General features: G+C 68.2%; 16 protein-coding genes. 7 read left to right on the forward strand and 9 right to left on the reverse strand.

The window, feature by feature from the left end; translation table 11 throughout:
* Positions 1–11: 11 nt before the first annotated feature.
* From RMO97_RS19925 to RMO97_RS19950, 6 genes are all read right to left on the reverse strand, one after another.
* A complete protein-coding gene (locus RMO97_RS19925; protein WP_310542748.1) occupies positions 12–779 on the reverse strand; it encodes an ABC transporter permease in 768 nt (255 codons plus the stop codon).
* Positions 776–1,528 carry an ABC transporter ATP-binding protein gene (locus tag RMO97_RS19930; RefSeq protein WP_310542749.1) on the reverse strand — a complete coding sequence of 251 codons (753 nt, stop codon included), beginning with the start codon at positions 1,526–1,528 and terminating at the stop codon, positions 776–778. Before RMO97_RS19930 ends, RMO97_RS19925 begins: the two co-directional genes overlap by 4 nt.
* Position 1,529: 1 nt before the next feature.
* The gene (locus RMO97_RS19935; protein WP_310542750.1) at positions 1,530–2,543 is read right to left on the reverse strand and encodes an ABC transporter substrate-binding protein; all 1,014 of its coding nucleotides are present in this window, start codon (positions 2,541–2,543) and stop codon (positions 1,530–1,532) included.
* A gap of 98 nt (positions 2,544–2,641) precedes the next feature.
* Positions 2,642–4,705, reverse strand: coding sequence for an ATP-binding protein (locus tag RMO97_RS19940; protein ID WP_310542751.1), 2,064 nt, complete (start codon positions 4,703–4,705; stop codon positions 2,642–2,644).
* Between the two features lie 524 nt (positions 4,706–5,229).
* Entirely contained in the window at positions 5,230–7,032 is a 1,803-nt protein-coding gene (locus RMO97_RS19945) for an ABC-F family ATP-binding cassette domain-containing protein (protein WP_310542752.1), read from the reverse strand.
* A gap of 215 nt (positions 7,033–7,247) precedes the next feature.
* The gene (locus tag RMO97_RS19950) at positions 7,248–9,461 is read right to left on the reverse strand and encodes a PBP1A family penicillin-binding protein (protein ID WP_310542753.1); all 2,214 of its coding nucleotides are present in this window, start codon (positions 9,459–9,461) and stop codon (positions 7,248–7,250) included.
* Positions 9,462–9,515: 54 nt separating this feature from the next.
* On the opposite strand from RMO97_RS19950, the gene RMO97_RS19955 reads away from it, so the two are divergent.
* Positions 9,516–9,980, forward strand: coding sequence for a YcgN family cysteine cluster protein (locus RMO97_RS19955; protein ID WP_310542754.1), 465 nt, complete (start codon positions 9,516–9,518; stop codon positions 9,978–9,980).
* Here the strand turns inward: RMO97_RS19955 and RMO97_RS19960 are convergent.
* On the reverse strand, positions 9,977–10,387 hold the full coding sequence (locus RMO97_RS19960) for a DUF805 domain-containing protein (protein WP_310542755.1): 411 nt from the start codon (positions 10,385–10,387) through the stop codon (positions 9,977–9,979). The genes RMO97_RS19955 and RMO97_RS19960 overlap by 4 nt on opposite strands.
* Before the next feature lie 147 nt (positions 10,388–10,534).
* Between RMO97_RS19960 and RMO97_RS19965 the strand changes: the two genes are divergently transcribed.
* The gene (locus RMO97_RS19965; protein ID WP_310542756.1) at positions 10,535–11,461 is read left to right on the forward strand and encodes a DnaJ C-terminal domain-containing protein; all 927 of its coding nucleotides are present in this window, start codon (positions 10,535–10,537) and stop codon (positions 11,459–11,461) included.
* 8 nt (positions 11,462–11,469) lie between these two features.
* On the opposite strand, the gene RMO97_RS19970 is transcribed toward RMO97_RS19965, so the two are convergent.
* Positions 11,470–12,546 (reverse strand): histidine kinase dimerization/phosphoacceptor domain -containing protein, encoded by a 1,077-nt coding sequence (locus tag RMO97_RS19970; protein ID WP_310542757.1) that lies wholly within the window; start codon positions 12,544–12,546, stop codon positions 11,470–11,472.
* A 250-nt stretch (positions 12,547–12,796) separates the two neighbouring features.
* On the opposite strand from RMO97_RS19970, the gene RMO97_RS19975 reads away from it, so the two are divergent.
* The 4 genes from RMO97_RS19975 (at position 12,797) to RMO97_RS19990 (ending at position 16,746) form a co-directional block, all read left to right on the forward strand.
* Complete coding sequence (locus tag RMO97_RS19975) at positions 12,797–13,132, forward strand: PepSY domain-containing protein (protein WP_310542758.1); 336 nt, start codon at positions 12,797–12,799, stop codon at positions 13,130–13,132.
* 72 nt (positions 13,133–13,204) lie between these two features.
* On the forward strand, positions 13,205–13,897 hold the full coding sequence (locus RMO97_RS19980) for a response regulator transcription factor (protein ID WP_310542759.1): 693 nt from the start codon (positions 13,205–13,207) through the stop codon (positions 13,895–13,897).
* Positions 13,894–15,282: a sensor histidine kinase gene (locus RMO97_RS19985; protein WP_310542760.1), complete on the forward strand. Its 1,389-nt coding sequence runs from the start codon at positions 13,894–13,896 to the stop codon at positions 15,280–15,282. Before RMO97_RS19980 ends, RMO97_RS19985 begins: the two co-directional genes overlap by 4 nt.
* Positions 15,283–15,366: 84 nt before the next feature.
* Positions 15,367–16,746, forward strand: a complete 1,380-nt coding sequence (locus tag RMO97_RS19990; RefSeq protein WP_310542761.1) for a hypothetical protein — start codon at positions 15,367–15,369, stop codon at positions 16,744–16,746.
* Between the two features lie 74 nt (positions 16,747–16,820).
* Here the strand turns inward: RMO97_RS19990 and RMO97_RS19995 are convergent, their stop codons facing one another.
* Positions 16,821–17,846 carry an AraC family transcriptional regulator gene (locus RMO97_RS19995; RefSeq protein ID WP_310542762.1) on the reverse strand — a complete coding sequence of 342 codons (1,026 nt, stop codon included), beginning with the start codon at positions 17,844–17,846 and terminating at the stop codon, positions 16,821–16,823.
* Between the two features lie 159 nt (positions 17,847–18,005).
* Between RMO97_RS19995 and RMO97_RS20000 the strand changes: the two genes are divergently transcribed.
* Positions 18,006–19,139: a sterol desaturase family protein gene (locus tag RMO97_RS20000; RefSeq protein WP_409035346.1), complete on the forward strand. Its 1,134-nt coding sequence runs from the start codon at positions 18,006–18,008 to the stop codon at positions 19,137–19,139.
* Positions 19,140–19,174 lie beyond the last annotated feature (35 nt).

Here is a 19,174-nt window from a genome sequence, read left to right on the forward strand (position 1 = left end):
AACGGGCGTCTTTAACGGCCACGCCACCAGGCTAGGCCCGTACGCTCGGCCCGCTCCAGCAGGGCGTGCAGCACCACCCCCATCAGACCCAGCACCACTAGGGCGGCGATCATGCGCGCGGTCTGAAGCTTGTTGCCGGCGTCGAGAATGCGCCAGGCCAGGCCGCGCACCCCGCCCGACCCCGCGCCGAACTCGGCCACCACCGCCCCGATCACCGCCAGGCCCGCGCCAACCTTATGACCTTCCAGCAGAAATGGGACGGCGGACGGGAGCCGCAGGCGCAGGACCCGCTGCAGCCGGCTCGCGCCATAGAGATCAAACAGCCGCTCCAGATCGGGATCGGCGGCCTTCAGCCCCGTGACCGCGCCGGAGAAGATCGGGAAGAAGGCCACCAGGACAGCCAGGGCGACGATGGCGCGTTCGGGGTGGTCGATGCCCGCCCAGATCAGCACCAGGGGGGCGATGGCCACCACCGGCGTCACCTGCAGAACCGAGGCCAATGGCCGCACCGCGCGGTCGATGAGCGGGCTCAGGCCCACCAGCAAGGCGATCGCCTGGGCCAGGATACTGGCGATCATCAGCGAGATAAGCGCCACCGACAGGGTGTTCCAGGCCGCCTGCATCAGGCTGGCGGTGTCGGTGGCCAGGGCCACGGCGACGTCGGAGGGCGCGGGCAGGAAATAGGCCGGCACGCCGGTGACCCGGCAGGCGATCTCCCACCCGGCCAGCAGCAGGCCGATGAGGGCGAAGGGCGCCAGGAAGTCCAGTACGCGGTTCACGCCAGCGCCTCCGAGCCCTTGACCAGCAGGTCGGACACGGCCTCCGCGGCCTGCCGGAACTCCGCGGTGGCGCGGAAGCCGATCAGGCGCGGCAGGTGGCCAGGCACGCTCACCTCGCCGGCGACGCGGCCAGGCCCTCGGGTCATCACGGCCACGCGGGCGGCCATATAGGCGGCTTCCTCGACATTGTGGGTGACGAAGACGATGGCGGGCCCGGTCTCGCGCCACAGCTTCAGCACGTCATCGGCCAGGGACCGCCGGGTGATCTCGTCCAGAGCGGCGAAGGGTTCGTCCAGCAGCAAAAGGCGCGGCTCGGTCACCAGGGCGCGCGCCAGGGACGCGCGCATGGCCATGCCGCCGGAGAGCTGGGCGGGGCGGGCTTCCTCGGCGCCGGCCAGGCCGACCCGGGCCAGGGCCTCGGTGGCCCGCGCCCAGGCGGTCTTTTTCGGCACGCCCGCCAGTTCCAGGGGCAGGGCGACATTGGCCTGCGCCGTCATCCAGGGCGCAAGGGTCGGCGCCTGGAACACCACCGAGGTCTCGCCGCGCCCGGCGGTGCGCGTGACCATTCCTCGCGTCGGCTGTTCCAGGCCGGCCAGCAGGCGCAGGGCTGTGGATTTGCCGCAGCCGGACGGCCCCACCAGGGCCACGATCTCTCCCGCCCCGATGCTCAGGTTGAAGGGGCCCAGCGCGCGGCCGCGCTTGGCGTAGTCGACTTCCACGGCCTCAAGGGCGACGACCGGCGGTGGCACGCTACTTCGCGGCCGGGGTCACGAACTGCAGGGTGTAGGCCTTCTTGTAGTCGAGGGTCTTAGGATAGACGCCCTGTTCAGTGGCCATTCTGAAGAACTCAGCCCAGCGGGCGTCGCTCATCGTGCCGATGCCGCCGGTCTTGGCCTCGCCGCCGTCGACGATGCCGTAGGACTTCATCTTCGCCCGCGCCTGGTCCAAGACGTCTTGCCCCATCTCCGGATTGTCCTTGCGGATGAGGGCGTCGGCGGGCGCTGCGTCGCCGTTGAGATAGTCGTTCCAACCCTTGGCCGAAGCCTCCACGAAGGCCTTAACCGCCGCTGGGTTCTGATCGATCAGGCTCTGCGGAACCAGGATCATGGTGGCGTAGCTGGGATAGCCGTCGTCGGCCAGGAGGAAGACCTTGGCCTTCAGCTTGGCCTCCTTCTCCAGGGTGTAGGGCTCGCTCGTGACGTAGCCCTGCTGGGCCACGCGCTTGTCGGCCAGGAAGGGGGCGGAGTTGAAGGTGTACTTGCGGATCTGGTCGTCGCTGAACCCGTACTTGGACTTCAGCCAAACCCAGAAGGCGGTGACCGAGGCGTCCGATAGCAGGATCGGGTGGCTCTTAAGGTCGCTAATGCTCTCGATACCCTGATCTGGGTGAGCGATCAGGACCTGCGGGTCCTTCTGCATCATGGCCGCGACGGCCCTGACCGGCACGCCCTCCTGGGCCATGTTGAGCGCAATGAAGCTGTTGGAGCCCATGCCGGCCTGGACCGCGCCCGACGCCAGCAGTTGCGGCACGTTTACGCCCGGCCCGCCCTGGACGATCTGCACGTCAAGGCCGCGCTTGGCGTACTCCCCGGTGGCCAGCGCCTGATAGAACCCGCCGTGCTCAGCCTGGGCGCGCCAGTCGGTGGCGAACTTGATCACCGTGGGCTGGCCGGCGACCGGCGCGGTCTCGGCCTTCTTGGCCGGCGAGCAGGCGACGGCGAGAACCGCGAGGGCGGCAAGCGCTAGGCTGCGAAGGGCGTGCATGATCTTTCCCCAACTTGGATCAGCGCAAACCTAGGGCGTGACGGCCCCGCTTCCAAGATGGGGAGCGAACTTAAGGTCGAGATGGACTCCAGATCCGCTTAGGCCGCCGCCTCCCGGGCGTGCGCCAGCCACTTGGCCAGGACCGCATGCAGGGCCTCGATCTGGATCGGCTTGCCGACAGCGTCCACCATGCCGGCCTTCAGGCAGCGCTCCTCCATCTCGGGCATGACATCGGCGCTCATGGCGATGATCGGCACGGCGGCGCAGCGGCCTCCCAGGGCCCGGATCAGGCGGGTGGCTTCCAACCCGTCCATGCGCGGCATGTGGACGTCCATCAGGATCAGGTCGCAGGTTCCGTCGCGGGCGGCAGCCACGGCCTCCTCGCCATTCTCGGCCAGCACCACCTCACAGCCCAGCAGGGTCAGGACTGTGGCGCCCAGTTCGCGGTTCACCGGATGGTCGTCCACCAGCAGCACCCTGGCCCCCAGGTCGCCGATCTTGCGCATGCCTGGACCGGACGGGTCCTCGGCTTCGGCCCGCGGCGCGTCGATCTCGAACCAGAAGACCGAGCCATAGCCCGCGGCGCTGTCCAGGCCGATGCGACCGCCCATCAGTTCCGTCAGCCCCTTGCAGATGGCCAGGCCCAGGCCGGTGCCGCCGTGGCTGCGGCTGACCGTGGAGTCGGCCTGGCTGAAGCGCTTGAACAGCTTTGTCGCTTGCTCGGTGGGGATGCCGATCCCGGTGTCGGTGACCACGAAGCGCAGGGTGGAGATTCCGCCTTCGATGGTGACCTCTAGGTCCAGGCGCACCCGGCCGCGCTCGGTGAACTTGATGGCGTTGGACAGCAGGTTAAGCAGGATTTGGCGCACCCGCAGGTCGTCGATCATCACCGCGCGCTCGACCTCACCGCTGGTGTTGAACTGCAGGTCCAGCCCCTTGCGGCGGGCCACCTCGGCGACGATGGCCAGGGTGTCCTGCGCCACGGCGCGGGACTCGACGGGGCGGGGCGACAGGTCCACCTCGCCGGCCTCCATCTTCGAGAAGTCGAGGATGTCGTTGACCACGGTGAGCAGGGAGGAGCCGGCCCGATCGATCAGGGTCAGCTGGCGGCCCGCGCCCTCCGGCAGGTCGCTGCGCTTCATCAGCACCTCGGTGAATCCGATGATGCTGTTCATCGGCGTGCGGATCTCGTGGCTCATGGTGGCCAGGAACTCCGCCTTGGCCTTGCTGGCGGCGACCGCGCGGGCCTGGGCGGCGCGCGCCACCCGCGTGCGGCTGGCCCAAAGGCGCTTCAGGCGCTTCTGGTCGGCGATGGCGAGCGCTGTGGCCAGGCTCGTGAAGAAGTTGATCCCGATCAGGAACTGGATGCCTCGGGTCTTCTCCAGCAGGGTCCAGGTTGCTCCGGTGTGGGTCTCCTGCGAGCCCAGCACCAGGCTGGAGGAGATCGACGCCAGCATCATCGCCGCCACCGCCGCGCCGCGCGGGCCCAGGCGGAAGGCGATCAGGGCCATCATCGGGAAGATGATCACCGGGGTCGGAAACCGCACCGGCACGAAGGCCAGCACGCACACCGCGGCCATCAGGCAGGAGAGGCCGAACTGCTCGGGCCACTCGCGATGGAAGTCGCGCACCGTGTCCGAGCGCGCGATCAGCAGGACCGCCGGCAGAGCGATCGCCATGCCCAGGCCGTGGGCGTAGAACCAGGTGCTGAGCACCACATTGAAGCTGCGGTCGAAGAGGGTCAGGACATCGGCCGCCAACACCGAGCTGGCCGCCGTGGCGGGGACGATGGCGAACAGCAACAGCTGGGCGACCCGTTTGAGGCTGGTCAGGCGCATTGTCTCGCCGCAGGCCTTGCGCGCCAGCCACGCGGTGGCGAAGGCTTCGGCGAAGTTCAGCACGGGGAAGACCAGGCCGACGCCCAGGGGATTGCCGAGCCATAGGCCCGCCAGCCAGTTCATCAGGAAACAGACGGCGCCTGCCGGGAGGCTCAGGCGCCACGGCAGCAGCAGGAACATGGCCGCCAGGATTCCGTTCGACAGCCAGATAGCGGCGACCCCGGCCTCGCCCCTGGTCAGGGCGAGACTGAACAACGTGGCCGCCACGAAAGTAACGGTCAGGCTGAGGGTCAGAATCAGGTCGCGCGAAGGCTTGGCCAGCATCGAGGATCCCTACGAAGCCGGAGGATTATGCCGCATCGGGATGGCGAAATGTTTAAGCTGTGCCAAGTCGGGACAGAATGCCGCACCAAAATGGGTGGCGCCCATAGCAAGAGGGCGGCGCAGCGGTTTCCCGTTGCGTCGCCCTCTCATCCAGATCCGTTGGGGGATCTGTGCCCAAAGGTCGGCTTGCGACTTCGAACGCGGGGTTACCCGCAGGTTTCCGTCGCCGACCGGTGTCCCGCGGAGATGAAGGTCCCGGCTTGCGCCGCTTCCCATCCTCCGAGAACCTTCTGCCCGCTTCGTCGAACCCGTTTCCGTGTCCGTCTGCGCCGCAGTCCCTCTCGACCCCTTGACCTTCGTCCCGAACCCTCTATGAAGCAAGCGCCGCGACTCGCCCCGATGTGGGCGGAGCGCCCGATCTCCGGGGATAACCTGTGGATGACTTGGGGGCTTATGGGCGTTTGGCCTTATAAATCAGCACAATAACTTATCCACAGCTAACCTGTGGCGCGACGAATCAGGCGCTAGCGCCCGGCTTCCAGCGCTTCGCGCATCTCTTCCAGGGTCATCCAGTCTTCCTCGGCCTTAACCAGTTCGGCCTGGGCGGCGGCGTGAGCCTTGGTCAGCTTGTCGAAGCCGGTGGGGTCGCGGGCGTAGAGGGCCGGATCGGCCATGTCGGCCTCCAGCTTGGCGATCCTGGCCGGCAGGCTGGCCATTAGGCCTTCGGCCTCCTTGAGCCGGTGCTGGTCCTTGAAGGACAGCTTGGTGGTCTTCTTCGGTTCCGGCGGCTTGGGGGCGGCCTTCGCGGTAGGCGGCGCGGCGACCGGGCTGGCGATCGCGCCGAAATAGCCGGGGTTCTGGCGCAGGAAGTCCTGCCAGCCGCCGGGGGTCTCCACCACGTCGCCGCGGCCGTTCAGGGCGATGGTGGACGTCGCCAGCCGGTCGATGAAGTCGCGGTCGTGGCTCACCAGGATCAGGGTGCCCTCGAAGTCGGCCAGCAGATCCTCGAGCAGATCCAGCGTGTCCATGTCCAGGTCGTTGGTGGGTTCGTCAAGGATCAGCAGGTTGGCCGGGGTGGCCAGGGCGCGGGCCAGCAGCAGCCGGTTGCGCTCGCCGCCGGACAGGCTGCGCACCGGTTGGCGGATCTGGGCGTCGGTGAACAGGAAGTCCTTGGCGTAGGCGTTCACGTGCTTGGGCAGGCCACGCACCATCACCTGGTCGCCCCCCAGCGGGGTCAGCACGTCGCGCAGCATCATGTCGGGCTTCAGGTCGGCCCGGGCCTGGTCGATATAGGCGGTCTCGAGATTGGCCCCCAGCTTCACCGAGCCTTCGTCCGGCGCGATCTCGCCGAGCAGCATCTTCACCAGGGTGGTCTTGCCCGCCCCGTTGGGACCGACGATGGCCACCCGGTCGCCGCGCAGGATGCGGGTGGAGAAGCTCTTCAGCAGGGTGCGTTCGCCGAACCCCTTGGCGATGCCGCGGGCCTCGATCACCCGCTGGCCCGAGATGCCGGAGGAGGCGATGCCCATGTTCATCTCGCCGCGAACCTCGCGCAGGCGTTCGACCTTCACCTGCCGCAGGTCCATCAGGGCGCGACGGCGGCCCTCGTTGCGGGCCCGACGGCCGGTGACCCCGCGCTGCAGCCAGTGCTCTTCCTGCTCCAGCTTCTTGTCGATCTTTCGGCCTTCCTCGGCCTCGGCGGCCAGGACCTGCTCAACCCAGGCGTCGAAGGCGGCGAACCCCTTGTCCAGGCGGCGCACCTTGCGGTGCTCCAGCCAGAAGCAGCGCTGGGTGGTGCGCTCCAGGAAGGCGCGGTCGTGGCTGACGATGACCATGGCCGCGCGGCTGGAGGACAACTCCTGCTCCAGGGTCTCGATGGCCAGGATGTCCAGGTGGTTGGTGGGCTCGTCCAGCAGCAGCAGGTCCGGGTCCTCGGCGAAGGCGCGGGCCAGGGCCACGCGGCGGATCTCGCCGCCCGAAAGGCCCGAGGTGGATTTCTCCGGATCGATGCCGAACTCGGTCAAGGCCGCCTGGGCCCTGTGCTCGGCCGCGCCGCCGGCGGTGCAATGGTCCAGCAGGGTGGCGCCGACAATCTCCGGCTCCTGCGGCACATAGGCGATGCGGGTGGCCGGCTGCACGGCGCGCTCGCCGTCGTCGGGGGTGATCTGCCCGGCCAGCATCTTCAGCAGGGTGGTCTTGCCCGCCCCATTGCGCCCCACCAGGCAGGCGCGCGACCGCGGCTCCACCGACAGGTCGACGCCGTCGAACAGCATTTTCGGTCCGTCGGCGAGGCGGACGGCCTTCAGGGCGAGGATGGGCGGCTTCATTCGGCGTTCGACATAGCGAGGCGCGGGCGCGAAGCAAGCGCTAGAGCAGCATTGAGCCGCGACATCCGCAATCTTCCCCCAAACCGCTCATCCCGGCGAAGGCCGGGACCCAGATTCATCTGGAGCGGCTCGAGATGATCCTCGGTTCGGCTGGGCGATACGAGGACCAAGCGGGCTTCACCTGAATCCCGGCCTTCGCCGGGACGAGCGGAAGACTAGAATGGAATCTCCTCGATCGGCGGCGGCTCGATCTGCGGCTTGGGTTCGATGGCCTCAGGCGGGATCGCCGCCTGGGCGTCGCGGGCGGCCGCGGAGAATTCCTCGGCCAGGCCCTCATAGAAGTCATTGCGCGGATCGGCTTCCAGTTCGGGCTCGGGATCGGGCAGCAGCCAGTCGAAGTCCCGGACCGGCAGCTTCTCGTGCGCCACCATCATGAATTCCCGCCAGATGGAGGCCGACATGACCCCGCCGGTGATCTTGTTCATCGGCTTGTCGTCGTCGTTGCCCACCCAGACCCCGGCCACATAGTCGGGCGTGAAGCCCACGAACCAGGCGTCGCGCCAGTTCTGGCTGGTGCCGGTCTTGCCCGCCGCCGGCCGACCGAAATTGGCCCGCGTGCCGGTGCCGCCGGTGATCACCTTCTTCATCATCTTCACCATCATGCTGGCGCGGGCGATGTCGTAGGCGGGCACGGGCGAAGAGGTCTGGTGCAGGAAGACCGGCTGGCCGCTGATCGTCTTGATCTCGTCGACCATGTACGGCGTGATCCGGGCGCCCCCGGTCTGGAACACCTGGAAGCCCGAGACCATCTCGATCAACGGCACTTCATAGGAGCCAAGCGCCACCGATAGGTTCGGGTTGGCCGGGATGGTGGTGATGCCGAAGCGCCGCGCCAGTTCGGCCACGCCCGGACCGCCGACCTCCTGGGCCAGCTTCACCGCCACCGTGTTGATGGAGCGGGCCAGCGCCGTGTCGATCGTCACCGCGCCGCGATAGCCGCCGCCGTAGTTCTCGGGCTTCCAGTCGCCGAACTTCACCGGACCGTCGATGCGCACATCGGTGGGCATCACGCCCTTTTCGAGGGCTGCGGCGTAGACAAAGGGCTTAAACGACGAGCCCGGCTGCCGTCTGGCCTGGACCGCGCGGTTGAAGACGCTGGCGTTGTAGTCGAGGCCGCCGACCATGGTGCGGATGGCGCCCTCCGAGGAGATCGCCACCATGCTGGCCTGGGAGGCCCCGGCCGCCTTGCCGTCGCCGGCGACGGCCTTGCGCAGGATCTTGGCGCCGGTGGCCTGCAGCTTGGGGTCGATGGTCAGCCGCACCATCAGGTCGGGCGAGTTGGGGCCCACCAGCTTCAGAACCTCGTTGGTGGCGTAGTCCAGCGCGTAGCCCATGTCCCCGTCATTGGCCAAGGCGGTGGGGCTGATCAGCGGCGGCCGTGCGGCGGCGGTCGCGGCGTCTTCGGCGGTGATCCAGCCCTCGCCCACCATGCGTTCCAGCACCAGGCGCTGGCGCTCCAGGGCGCCGGACATGTTGCGGTTCAGCGCCATGCGCGAGGGCGCCTTGGGCAGGCTGGCCAGCAGGGCGGCTTCCGACAGGTTCAGCTGGCTGGCGGGCTTGCCGAAATAGGTGCGCGAGGCGCCGTCGATACCGAAGGTGTTGGCCCCGAAATAGATGCGGTTGAGGTACAGCTCCAGCACCTCGTCCTTGGTCAGCATCTTCTCCAGGCGCTGGGCCATGACGGCCTCCTGGATCTTCCGCGTCATGGTCTGGTCGGGCGTCAGGAAGAGGCCCTTGGCCAGCTGCTGAGACAGGGTCGAGCCGCCCTCGACGACCCGGCCCGCGGCATAGTTGGCCCGCGCGGCGCGCAGAATGGCCCAGGGGTCGACGGCGCCGTGATGGTAGAAGCGGCGGTCCTCGGCGGCCAGGAAGGCGCGCGGCACATAGTCGGGCAACTGGCTCAGCGACACCCGGTCGCCGTACTTGGGCCCGCGCGCGGCGATCAGCACCCCGGTCTTGTCGAAGAACTTGATCGCCGGAGCCCGGTTGATCGCATACAGCGCCTCGCGCTCGGGCAGGGCGGGAATGTCCTTCAGATAGACCTGCTGCACATAGACTGCGCCGCCCAGTAGCAGCAGGGCCGTGACCGCGGCCCCCACCACCAGGGTGGTCCACAGCCATTTCAGGTTCCTGGCCTTGCGCGGCGCGCCGCCGCCGAACCCGGAACCCCCCCCGCCGGAGCCGCGGCCGCGCTTGGCCTTGAGCGGCTTTTCCGTCTTCACCTTGGCCTTTTTCGACTTCGGCAGGTCGGCGCGGAAGTGTTCGTCGGCCGCGGGTTCAGGCGCGGGCTCGTGCGCCGGCGCGCCCTGTGACTGCGGGCCGGGCCTGGAGTCCGGGAACTTGTAAGGGTCGAGATTCCAGTCGGGCACGGGTCAAACTAACAAGGGGCGGCAGGGACGCTTTTGGTTTAGGACGCCCATAGCATGGCGACGAGACCTTACTGGGAAACGAAATCACTCCGCCAGATGACGGGGCCGGAGTGGGAGAGCCTATGCGACGGTTGCGGGCTTTGCTGCCTCGTTCGCTTCGAGGATGAGGATTCCGGCGATATCATCCCCACCCGCGTGCATTGCCGTTTGCTCGACGCCGGAACCTGCACCTGCAGTAACTATGTTGGACGAAAGAAACATGTCCCCGACTGCATAAAACTGACCCCGCAAAACGTCGACCAACTCCAGTGGATGCCGCTGTCGTGCGCCTACCGGCGGGTCAATGAGGGCCGGGGTCTGGCCGACTGGCACCCGCTGATCTCCGGCGACCCGGAGAGCGTCCACCGCGCCGGCGTCTCGGTCCGCGGCGAAACCATCAGCGAGGACGAGCTCGAAGACCCCGAGGACGCCATGGCCTACGTCGCCTACGACCTCATGGAAGAGCGCGGCGACGACTAGGCCTTCGTCTTGGCCAGCCCGATCCACAGGGTCGCGCCCAGGAACACGGCCATCCCCGCCAGCGGCCCGAAGAACCCGATCATCGTGGTCGGCGCCGGTCCGCGTCCATCCAGCGCCCCCACCAGGAAAGCGACGCTGGCCAGGCCCGCGATCAGCAGCGCCGCGGGAATCGCCGCCAGGAACCTTGAGCGCCCGGCGTCCTCCAGCCGCTTGGCCGCCAGACAGAGCCAGACGAACAGGCAAGACAGGGCCAGGTAGAAGCGCATCTGCAGCGGATGGAACATCCCGGCCATGTTGTTGGCGAGGTTCGCCGCGAATGCCGCCAGCAACACCACCAGCAGGCCGCGCCAGAAGCTGATCCGGCCGATGCGGCCCCGCGGCCAGAGGAAGAGTTTGACGATGCTCATGGCACCCCGATCCGGATAGGTGGAGGCTAACGGTTCGGCGTCGGCCCGCGTATGTGGCATTTTTATCACATCCGCTCTTGCGTCCGGGTCCAAACAGCCTAATTGAAGGCCACGCGTTGTCCCTGCGAACACGAAGGTTTTTCTCACTTGGCTGGCGATCCCTATCAGGAACTTGGCGTGACCCGCGGCGCGAGCGCCGACGAGGTCCGCAAGGCGTTCCGCAAGCTGGCCAAGAAGCATCACCCCGACACCAATCCGGGGGACAAGGCCTCTGAAGAGAAGTTCAAGCGGGTCAGCGCCGCCTTCGACATCGTCGGCGACCCCGACAAGCGCAAGAAGTTTGACGCCGGTGAGATCGACGCCGACGGCCGCGAGACCTCGCGCGGCGGCGGCGGCGGCGGCGGCGGTCCCTGGGGCCAGCCGGGCGGCGGCTGGAGTCCTCGCGGCCAGGCCGAGGGACCCGACGTCGATCTCAACGACATCCTCGGCGAAATCCTCGGCCGCAGCGCCCGCGGCGGCGGCCAGGGCGGGCAGGGCGGCGGCTTCGGCGGCTTCTCCCAGCGCGGCGCCGACGTGCGCGCCAAGCTCGAGATTGACCTGGAAGACACCATCCACGGCGCCAAGAAGCGCATCGCCTTCTCCGACGGCCGCACCATCGATGTCTCCATCCCCAAGGGGGCCGAGGAGGGCCAGGCCCTGCGCCTCAAGGGGCAGGGCTCGCCGGGACGGGCGGGGCCGGGCGACGCCTTCATCGAGCTGACTCTTCGGCCCCACCCGATCTTCCGGCGCGAGGGCGACAACCTGGTCATGGACCTGCCGGTCTCGATCCCCGACGCCGTCCTCGGCGGCAAGGTCCAGGCGCCGACCCCCGACGGCCCGGTCAATGTCTCGGTTCCAAAGGGCGGCGGCTCATCTCTGCGCCTCAAGGGCCGCGGCCTGTCGGACGCCAAGGGCAAGCGCGGCGACCTGGTGGCCCGCATCGTCCTGATGCTGCCGGAATCCATCGATGCGGAGCTCGAAACCTTCGCCGAAAAGTGGCGCGCCGAACGGCCCTATACGCCCCGCAAGCGCTGAAGCGCGCTTCAGGCCGCGTCGGCCCAGTCGAAGGTGATCTCCACCTGCATGCCCTCGCCGGGGGACGAGGTGACCTCCATGTGCGCCCTGGCGTTCTGCAGCAGGGAGCGGACGATCAGGGCCGAGAGCTTGCCCTGCTTGGGCCAGACATAGCCGTCAGGCAGGCCCACCCCGTCATCAGCCACCAGGACGCGGCAGCCTCCGCCGGTCTCGCTGGTGCTGTGCAGGGTGATGGTTCCGCCGTCCCGGCCCTGGAACGCGTGCTTGAGCGTGTTGGTCAGCAGCTCGTTGACCACCAGGCCGGTGGGCATGGCGACATCGAGGGAGACCAGCCAGGTGTCCACCTGCAGGTCGAGATGGATTCCCTCGACCGCATGGGCCCGCATCACAGCCGATGCGATCTCACTGAGATAGATGCCGAGGTCGACAACGCCTTCACCGGCTGAATCCCCCAATGCGCGATACAGCAGACCCAGGGCCTCCACCCGCCCAGCCAGCCGGTCAAAGCCCTCTCCGGTGGAAAGGTCGGTGACCCCGCGCGCCTCCACCCGGATCAGGGCGGTGATCATCTGCAGATTGTTCTTCACCCGATGCTGCAGCTCCAACAGCTGGGTGTCCTTTTCCCTGACCTGCTCCTCCAAAGTGGTGAGCATGGAAGGGTCTCGCTTGGCGGCCGCGAGCAGCGCCACCAGCCGGAAGGCGGGGGCGCCTTCGTCGTCCTCGATGACGTTGGACCAGGCGTCGACCATCATCCCGACATCGCCATGCGGCATGTTGAAGGACCCGAGATAGTCGCGCCCCTTGGCGATCGCCTCGCCCATCGACCGCGGGGACTGAGGCGCCGCCGCCTCTCCGGGCAGGCTCTGCCATCCATGGCCGAGGACGGTGGTGTTCAGCTGGCCCGACAGCCGCTCGAACTCCAGATTTGCGTAAATCACCCGTTCGTCGGGGTTCAGTTCCGAAACGGCCACCGCGATCGGCACCTGGTCAAGGAACTGCTTGAAACGTTCGTTTCCGAGGGCTGCGGCGAGGTCAGGGCTGTCTAGCAGCTGCTCGAGGCTGGTTTGGGACTCGTCTGTGGGCATCTGTACCGTGGGCCTGCCGGTATGGGGCGCTTCTGCCGTCCGCTTCTAGGGGGTCTCGCCGGCTTAGGCTATCGGCAGCCGTGAGGCTGGCCCCCCAAGGGAGCCATCGCGGTGGAACCGGCCAGGTCGGCGGTGGCTCCGCCCCTTGCGTTCGCCTTCCACGCGGCTTCGGCGTGACAGAGCGCCGCACCGCCTGCATAACCCCTCTCATTCAGGCTGGGTTCAGTCGCGGAGCTCTAAACCTCTGGGCATGAAGCGCTCACTCGCCATAGCCGTCCTTCTCTTGGCGCTCACCCCGGTGGTGTCCCAGGCGCAGGGCTATCCGGACTACGGGCGGCCTTCCTATGGCGCCCGTGGGGACCAGGATCAGGCGCGCGCCGCCGTCCGCGGCGGTCGTCAGGTGCCCTTGTCCCAGGTCATCAGCCGTATCGCCGCGCGCACCCCGGGCCGTCAGCTCAACACCACCATGGGCGACTATGCCGGCCGCCCGGCCTATTTCGTTCAATGGCAGACCCCCGACGGGCGTGTGATGATCTTTATCGTCGACGCCGAGAGCGGTCAGATTCTGTCGCGCGAAGGCGGCTAGACTCTATAGTTTGAGCGTGACGGGCGCCGGAACGGGCTTCCACTTTCGGCTGTCACGCTCTGGAGGGACTCCATGCGTATCCTACTGGTCGAAGATGATCCGGACCTCTCGCGGCAACTGAAGGCCGCCCTGGGCGACGCCGGCTACGCCGTCGATCACGCGGGCGACGGCGAGGAAGCTCAGTTCCTGGGCGAGACCGAGCCCTATGACGCCGTTATCCTCGATCTTGGCCTGCCCAAGGTGGACGGGGTGTCGGTGCTGGAGCGCTGGCGGCGGGGGAACATGGCGGTCCCCGTGTTGATCCTGACGGCGCGCGGCGCCTGGAGCGAGAAGGTCTCGGGCTTCGACGCCGGCGCCGACGACTATCTCACCAAGCCCTTCCACACCGAGGAGCTGCTGGCCCGCCTGCGGGCCCTGCTGCGGCGCTCCGCCGGCCACGCCGCCCCCAGCCTGTCGGTGGGCGGCCTGCGCCTGGATCCCCGCGCGGCGCGCGCCACGGTCAATGGCGAGCCCCTGCGGCTCACCTCCCTGGAGTACCGCCTGCTGCACTATCTGATGATGCATCAGGGCCGGGTGATCAGTCGCACCGAGCTGGTGGAGCACCTGTACGACCAGGACTTCGACCGGGATTCCAACACCATCGAGGTGTTCATCGGCCGGGTTCGCAAGAAGATCGGCGCCGACCGCATCGATACCGTGCGCGGCCTCGGCTATCGCCTGACCGCCCCGCCTGAAGAGCTGGAGGGCCAGGCGGCCGGCTCGTGAAATTCGAGTTCCTTCGCCGTCCGTCCCTGGTCCGCCGGCTGGTGATCCTGGCCGCCGGCTGGTCGCTGGCGGTGCTGCTTGTGACGGCCCTGGTGCTCTCCATGCTGTTCCAGCAGGCGGCGATCCGGCGGTTTGACCAGGGCCTCGCCGAGCTGATCGACAACCTCACCGCCGGGTCTACAATCGACCAGGCCACCAAGCGCCCGGTGGGGCCGGCCTTCACCGACCTGCGGGCCCTGCGCGCCTATTCCGGCAAGTACTGGCAGATCAGCGAGCCGGTGAACGGGGTGCTGCGGGCCCGCGTCCGCTCCCGTTCCCTTTGGGACAGCGAACTGAAGTCGCCGCCGGATCTGGCCCTGCGGCTGGCGGCCGACCCCGGCAAGCCGATCTTCTACGACACCCGGGGCCCCCTCAACGAGCCCCTGCGCGCCATGGCCACCCGGGCCGAGCTGCCCGGCGGCGAGGCGCCGGTGGTGTTCATGGCCGCAGAGGACCGCAGCCCGGTCGACCGGGATATCCGCAACTTCGTCACCGCAACGTCGGTGGCCTTCCTCCTGCTGGGGATCGGCATGGTGGCCGCCGTGGTGATCCAGGTCCGGGTGGGCCTGAACCCGCTCTTCGCCCTGCGCCACGAGGTGGCCTATGTCCGGCGTGGCAAGCGCGAGCGGATCGAGGGCGCCTATCCCACCGAACTGAAGCCCCTGGCCGATGAGCTCAACGCCCTGATGGCCCACAACCAGGAGGTCGTGGAGCGCCAGCGGACCCACGTCGGCAACCTGGCCCATGCGCTCAAGACCCCGCTGTCGGTGATGCTGGCCGAGTCCCAGGCCCAGCCCGGCCCCTTGGCCGAGGTGGTGACCCGCCAGTCGGAGGCCATGCGCCAGCAGGTCGACCACCACCTGCGCCGCGCGCGCGCCGCCGCCCGCACCCAGGGCTCGGGCGAGCGAACCTCCGTCGCCGATGTGCTGGACGAACTCTCGCGGACCCTGGAGCGCATCTTCCAGGACAAGGGCGTCACCATCGACTGGGACGCCGCCGACGACCTCTATTTCCTGGGGGAGCGGCAGGATCTGCTGGAGCTGGCCGGCAACGCCATGGAGAACGCCGCCAAGTGGTGCGCGGCCCGGGTCCGAGTCCGCGCCGACATGGTTTCGCCCGATTGGCTGAGGCTCTCGGTCGAGGACGATGGGCCGGGTCTGACCCCCGCCGAGCGCGAGGCCGCCGTGCAGCGCGGCGCCCGCCTGGACGAAAGCGCGCCGGGCTCCGGCCTCGGCCTCAACATCATTGACGAGCTCGCCCGCGCCTATGGCGGCGCGCTGAAGCTGGACCAAGCCAGGCTTGGCGGCCTTTCCGTTGTTCTGGAGCTGCCTCGGGCCGAGTCTTGATTCCTCAGTCTTTGGAAAGCCTTAACTCGCCTCGAACCATGTTCTCCAGTGACGCGTGCCCCGGATCGCGTCTGGAGCGTACCCATGTCCGGTCTGTCTGACCGCAAGATCGAAATCGTGCGCCACCTCGTCGAGTCCGCTCCGGACAAGATAGTGGGCGGATTGCAGAACGCGTTGGCGTCGGCCTCCGGCGACTCGGTCCTGGCCGGCGTCCGTCGCCTGGTGGAGAGCGAGGTCGCCGACCGCCGCCTGCGCAACGCCGTCCTGTCCCCCATCGCTCCCCTCTGCGTGGCCCGCGCCGCCGAGCTGGGCCAGATCAGCTTCCCGCCCCGGGTCCTGGCCCTCATCTGGCGCGGCCTGAAGGAGACCTGCCCAACCGAGGTCCTGAAGGCTGAACGGACCCTCACCGACTATCGGGCCGACGAGACCTCCACCGAACCCTTCGACATCCTGGCCGCCGCCGCCGTCGACGCCCTGCGCGAGCGTCAGCAGCGCGACTTCACCGCCGCCGCCGACCTGGCCGACGCCAGCCGCGAGAACGGCGCCGAGCTGCTGATCTCCTGCCTGGCCCTGTCGCCCATCATCCGCGAGGCCACCCTGCGGCTGCCTGAGTGGATCAGCCGCACCACCGACGAGCGCGCCGCCGCCGCCCGCCTGGCCTACAAGGACGCCGTCGCCATCTCCCACGACGCCGGCCCCCGGTTCTTCAGGATGCTGGCCGCCCAGCTCGCCGAGCCCTGGACTATTCTGCGCATCGTCTCGGCGGTGATGGACCGCCCCACCGAACACTACCTGGCCGCCTCGGAGTTCTCGACCTTCGCCGAGCAGCTCATGGACGAGATCGACAAAAACCTCACCAGGGTGGCTCAGCTTGACCTGGCCGGCGGGCCCCAGGCCGGCCGTGACGCCGGCGCGGTCGTCGAACTGATCACCCTGCAGATCGCCGAAATCGAGAACTCGGTCGAACTCGGCAAGGAGGGCGGCTGGGGCGGCCGCGTCCAGAAGCAGAAAAAAGGCCTGGCCAGCGTGGTCGAGGGCCGCCTGCGCGAGTGCGACAAGATTATCGGCCAAGCCCTGCCGTCCCACAGTGTGCGCGTCGCGCGCATGATGAAGAGCCTGCCCCGCCTGACCGGCGAGCCGGACGAGAAGGCGGTCACCCGGGCGATCACCCTGCTGACCTTCCTGGAGTCGGTTCGCTCCAGCGCCAACTATGGCGGCTTCGCCTCCACCCGCACCAAGGTGGTGGAGAAGGTCGGTGAAACCATCGACGACTATGTCGAGGAGGTCCTGGCCCTGTTGCGCGAGGGCGAGCTCCCCGATCCGGGGTTGGCTCGCGCCTTCCTGGGCGTCGCCGCCGACTGCTCGACCCTGCTCCGCGACGCGCGCGCCGGCGACGTGATCCGCCGCCGCGCCACCGCCGCCCTTGGGGCGATCAAGCCCGCCGAGGGCAGCGCGGCGGCCTAAGTTTACGGGTCTAGGTTCCTCCATTCCACCCGCTTTCGCCACCTCGACCAGAGTGAGCCCGCTGGAGAACGCGGTCAGCTTAGCGCCTGTATGCGCCAGTCTGACGGCGTGACGCCGCTTGCGGCCTTGAAGGCGCGGTTGAACGGCCCGAGCGAGGCGAAACCGACCTCGTAGGCGATGCTGGAAACCGGGCTGAGGGCGCGGTCGGGGTCGGCGAGCGCGATCTTAGCGGCAAGGATGCGGCGCTCGTTCAGATAGGCGCTGAAGTTGCGGTAGCCGAGCTCGGTGTTGATGAGGCGCCGCAGGCGATGCTCAGGCGCGCCGACCTGTGTGGCGAGATCGAACATCGTCAGGGCCTCGGTGCGCCAGATTTCCTCCTCGTCCATCGCTCGGCTCAGGCGTGACAGGAGGGCCTGGTCTATGGCGTTCCCGGGCGGGGGGGAGACGCGCGGCGCGGACTGGAGGAGATCGCTGTTGAGGTGAAGGAAGACCGCCATGCCCGACAGGCTCAGGATCAGCAGCGCAATTGCGCCGACGGGCGCGAGTTCCGGCATCGGCCGCCAGAGCATCTGAGCGACCTCGAGCACCACCACCAGCAAGGCGTAGCCCGCCGCGCTGGCCAGCACAGGGCCGCGAAGCTTTCGCCGGCTTTCCACCAGGTCGTCCCGCCAGCCGCGGGCGATGACATGTAGGGCGTGGCCGATCATGCCGATGGCGACGATGGAATAGATCACCCACGCGGCTTGCGCGAAGGTTGGCCGGACCAGGAGGCCCGCCAACGCCAGCAGGAGGTTTGCGGCGGCGGGCGCGAACCGGCGCCAGAGCGGCCGTGCCTCGTCGGAAAACAGGTCGGTGGCGAAGGTCCAGAAAAAGCCGGCCCCCGTGATCGAGAGCAGCCAGATGACCGGGAACGCCGCACCGGTCACCAGCCGCGCGGACGGCGACTGGCTCAGGACGTGACCGGCGGCGGTGAGGCAGAATAGGACCCCGCTCAGGCGCAACCGCGCCGGGTTTGCCCGCCCAAAGCAAAGCGCCAGGCCAAGGAAGCCGCCCATGGCGGCGCCGCGCACCAGAAGCTCGATCAACACCAGTTCGCCCATGGTTCCCTTAAAGGTCCGCCAGGTGCGTCCGTCGACGCCGAGGGCTCGCCGATTTGTCCGAAGCTTCGCCTGAAATGAAATCTCTAGCCGATTTTCGTCCACGGCGAGCGGCGGCGCGGCGGCAAGTTCAGGGACGGGTCCTCAAAGGAGGCCTATCCCATGTCCCATATCGAAGAACTGGCCAGCGAATGGCTGCGCCTACTGAACGGTGACCTGATCCGCTACGCGGTCTTCGCGATCGCGACCTGGTTTTTGCTCTGGATCGTCCTCGCGCGGCCGCTGGCCGGGCGAAAGCTCAGGGCCGAACGGCCGCCTGCGCGGCGGATGATCGTCGAATTTCTCATCTCCCTCCGATCCGTGGCGATCTTCTCCACGGTTGGCCTCTCGCTGGCCGTGCTGGATCGGGTCGGCCTGGTCTGGGGTCCGGGGGTGGCGGAACGCCTGGGACCGGTGTGGTTCTGGGCGTCGCTCGGGTTGATGATCGTGGCGCACGACGCCTGGTTCTACTGGGCGCACCGGCTGATGCACCAGCCGGCCCTGTTCCGCACCTTTCATCGTCGGCATCACCGATCGAACAACCCGTCACCGTTCACGGCCTACAGTTTCGATCTGGCTGAAGCCGCTGTGCAGGCCGCCTTCGTCCCGCTGTGGATGCTGGCCACGCCGACGCCGTGGGGCGTGATCGGTCTGTTCATGATCCACCAGATCTTCCGCAACACCATCGGCCATTGCGGCTACGAGCTGTTTCCGGCGCGCCGGGACGGACGGCCGTTGATGACGTTCCTGACGACCGTCACCCACCATGACCTGCACCATGCGCAGGCAGGCTGGAACTACGGCCTTTACTTCACCTGGTGGGATCGGTGGATGGGCACCGAGCATCCCGAGTATCTTGCGCGGTTCGCCAGGGCGGCCGGTCGCGCACCGTCAATGAAGCCCGCTTTGGCGGCGATCCTCGGATTGTCGCTGCTGATCACCGCGCCTTCGCCGTCCCAGGCCCAGACGATGACGGCGTTCACGCGGGATTGGGCGGCCGAAGGGCTCGGCGGGGTCGTCAGGCTTGGTCCCTGCGCGGAAGACGGGTCGAAGCTGTGCGGGCGGCTGCTCTGGGTTTGGGATGAGAGCCGCGTGAAGCAGGGGATGGTCGGCGCCGAGATCCTCAAGGGCTTCGTCTGGCGCGGCGGCGCTTGGCGGGACGGGACGATTCTGAACCCTGTGGACGGCAAGACCTACAGGGGCTCGATCCGGGTCGGCGGTGGATCGGCGCGCGTCTCGGGGTGCGTCGCGCGATGATGCGGCAAGCAGGTCTGGCGGCCGCTGGCGTCCAC

Source organism: Phenylobacterium sp. (genome assembly GCF_031425575.1).
In the GTDB taxonomy this organism is placed as follows: Bacteria; Pseudomonadota; Alphaproteobacteria; order Caulobacterales; family Caulobacteraceae; genus Phenylobacterium.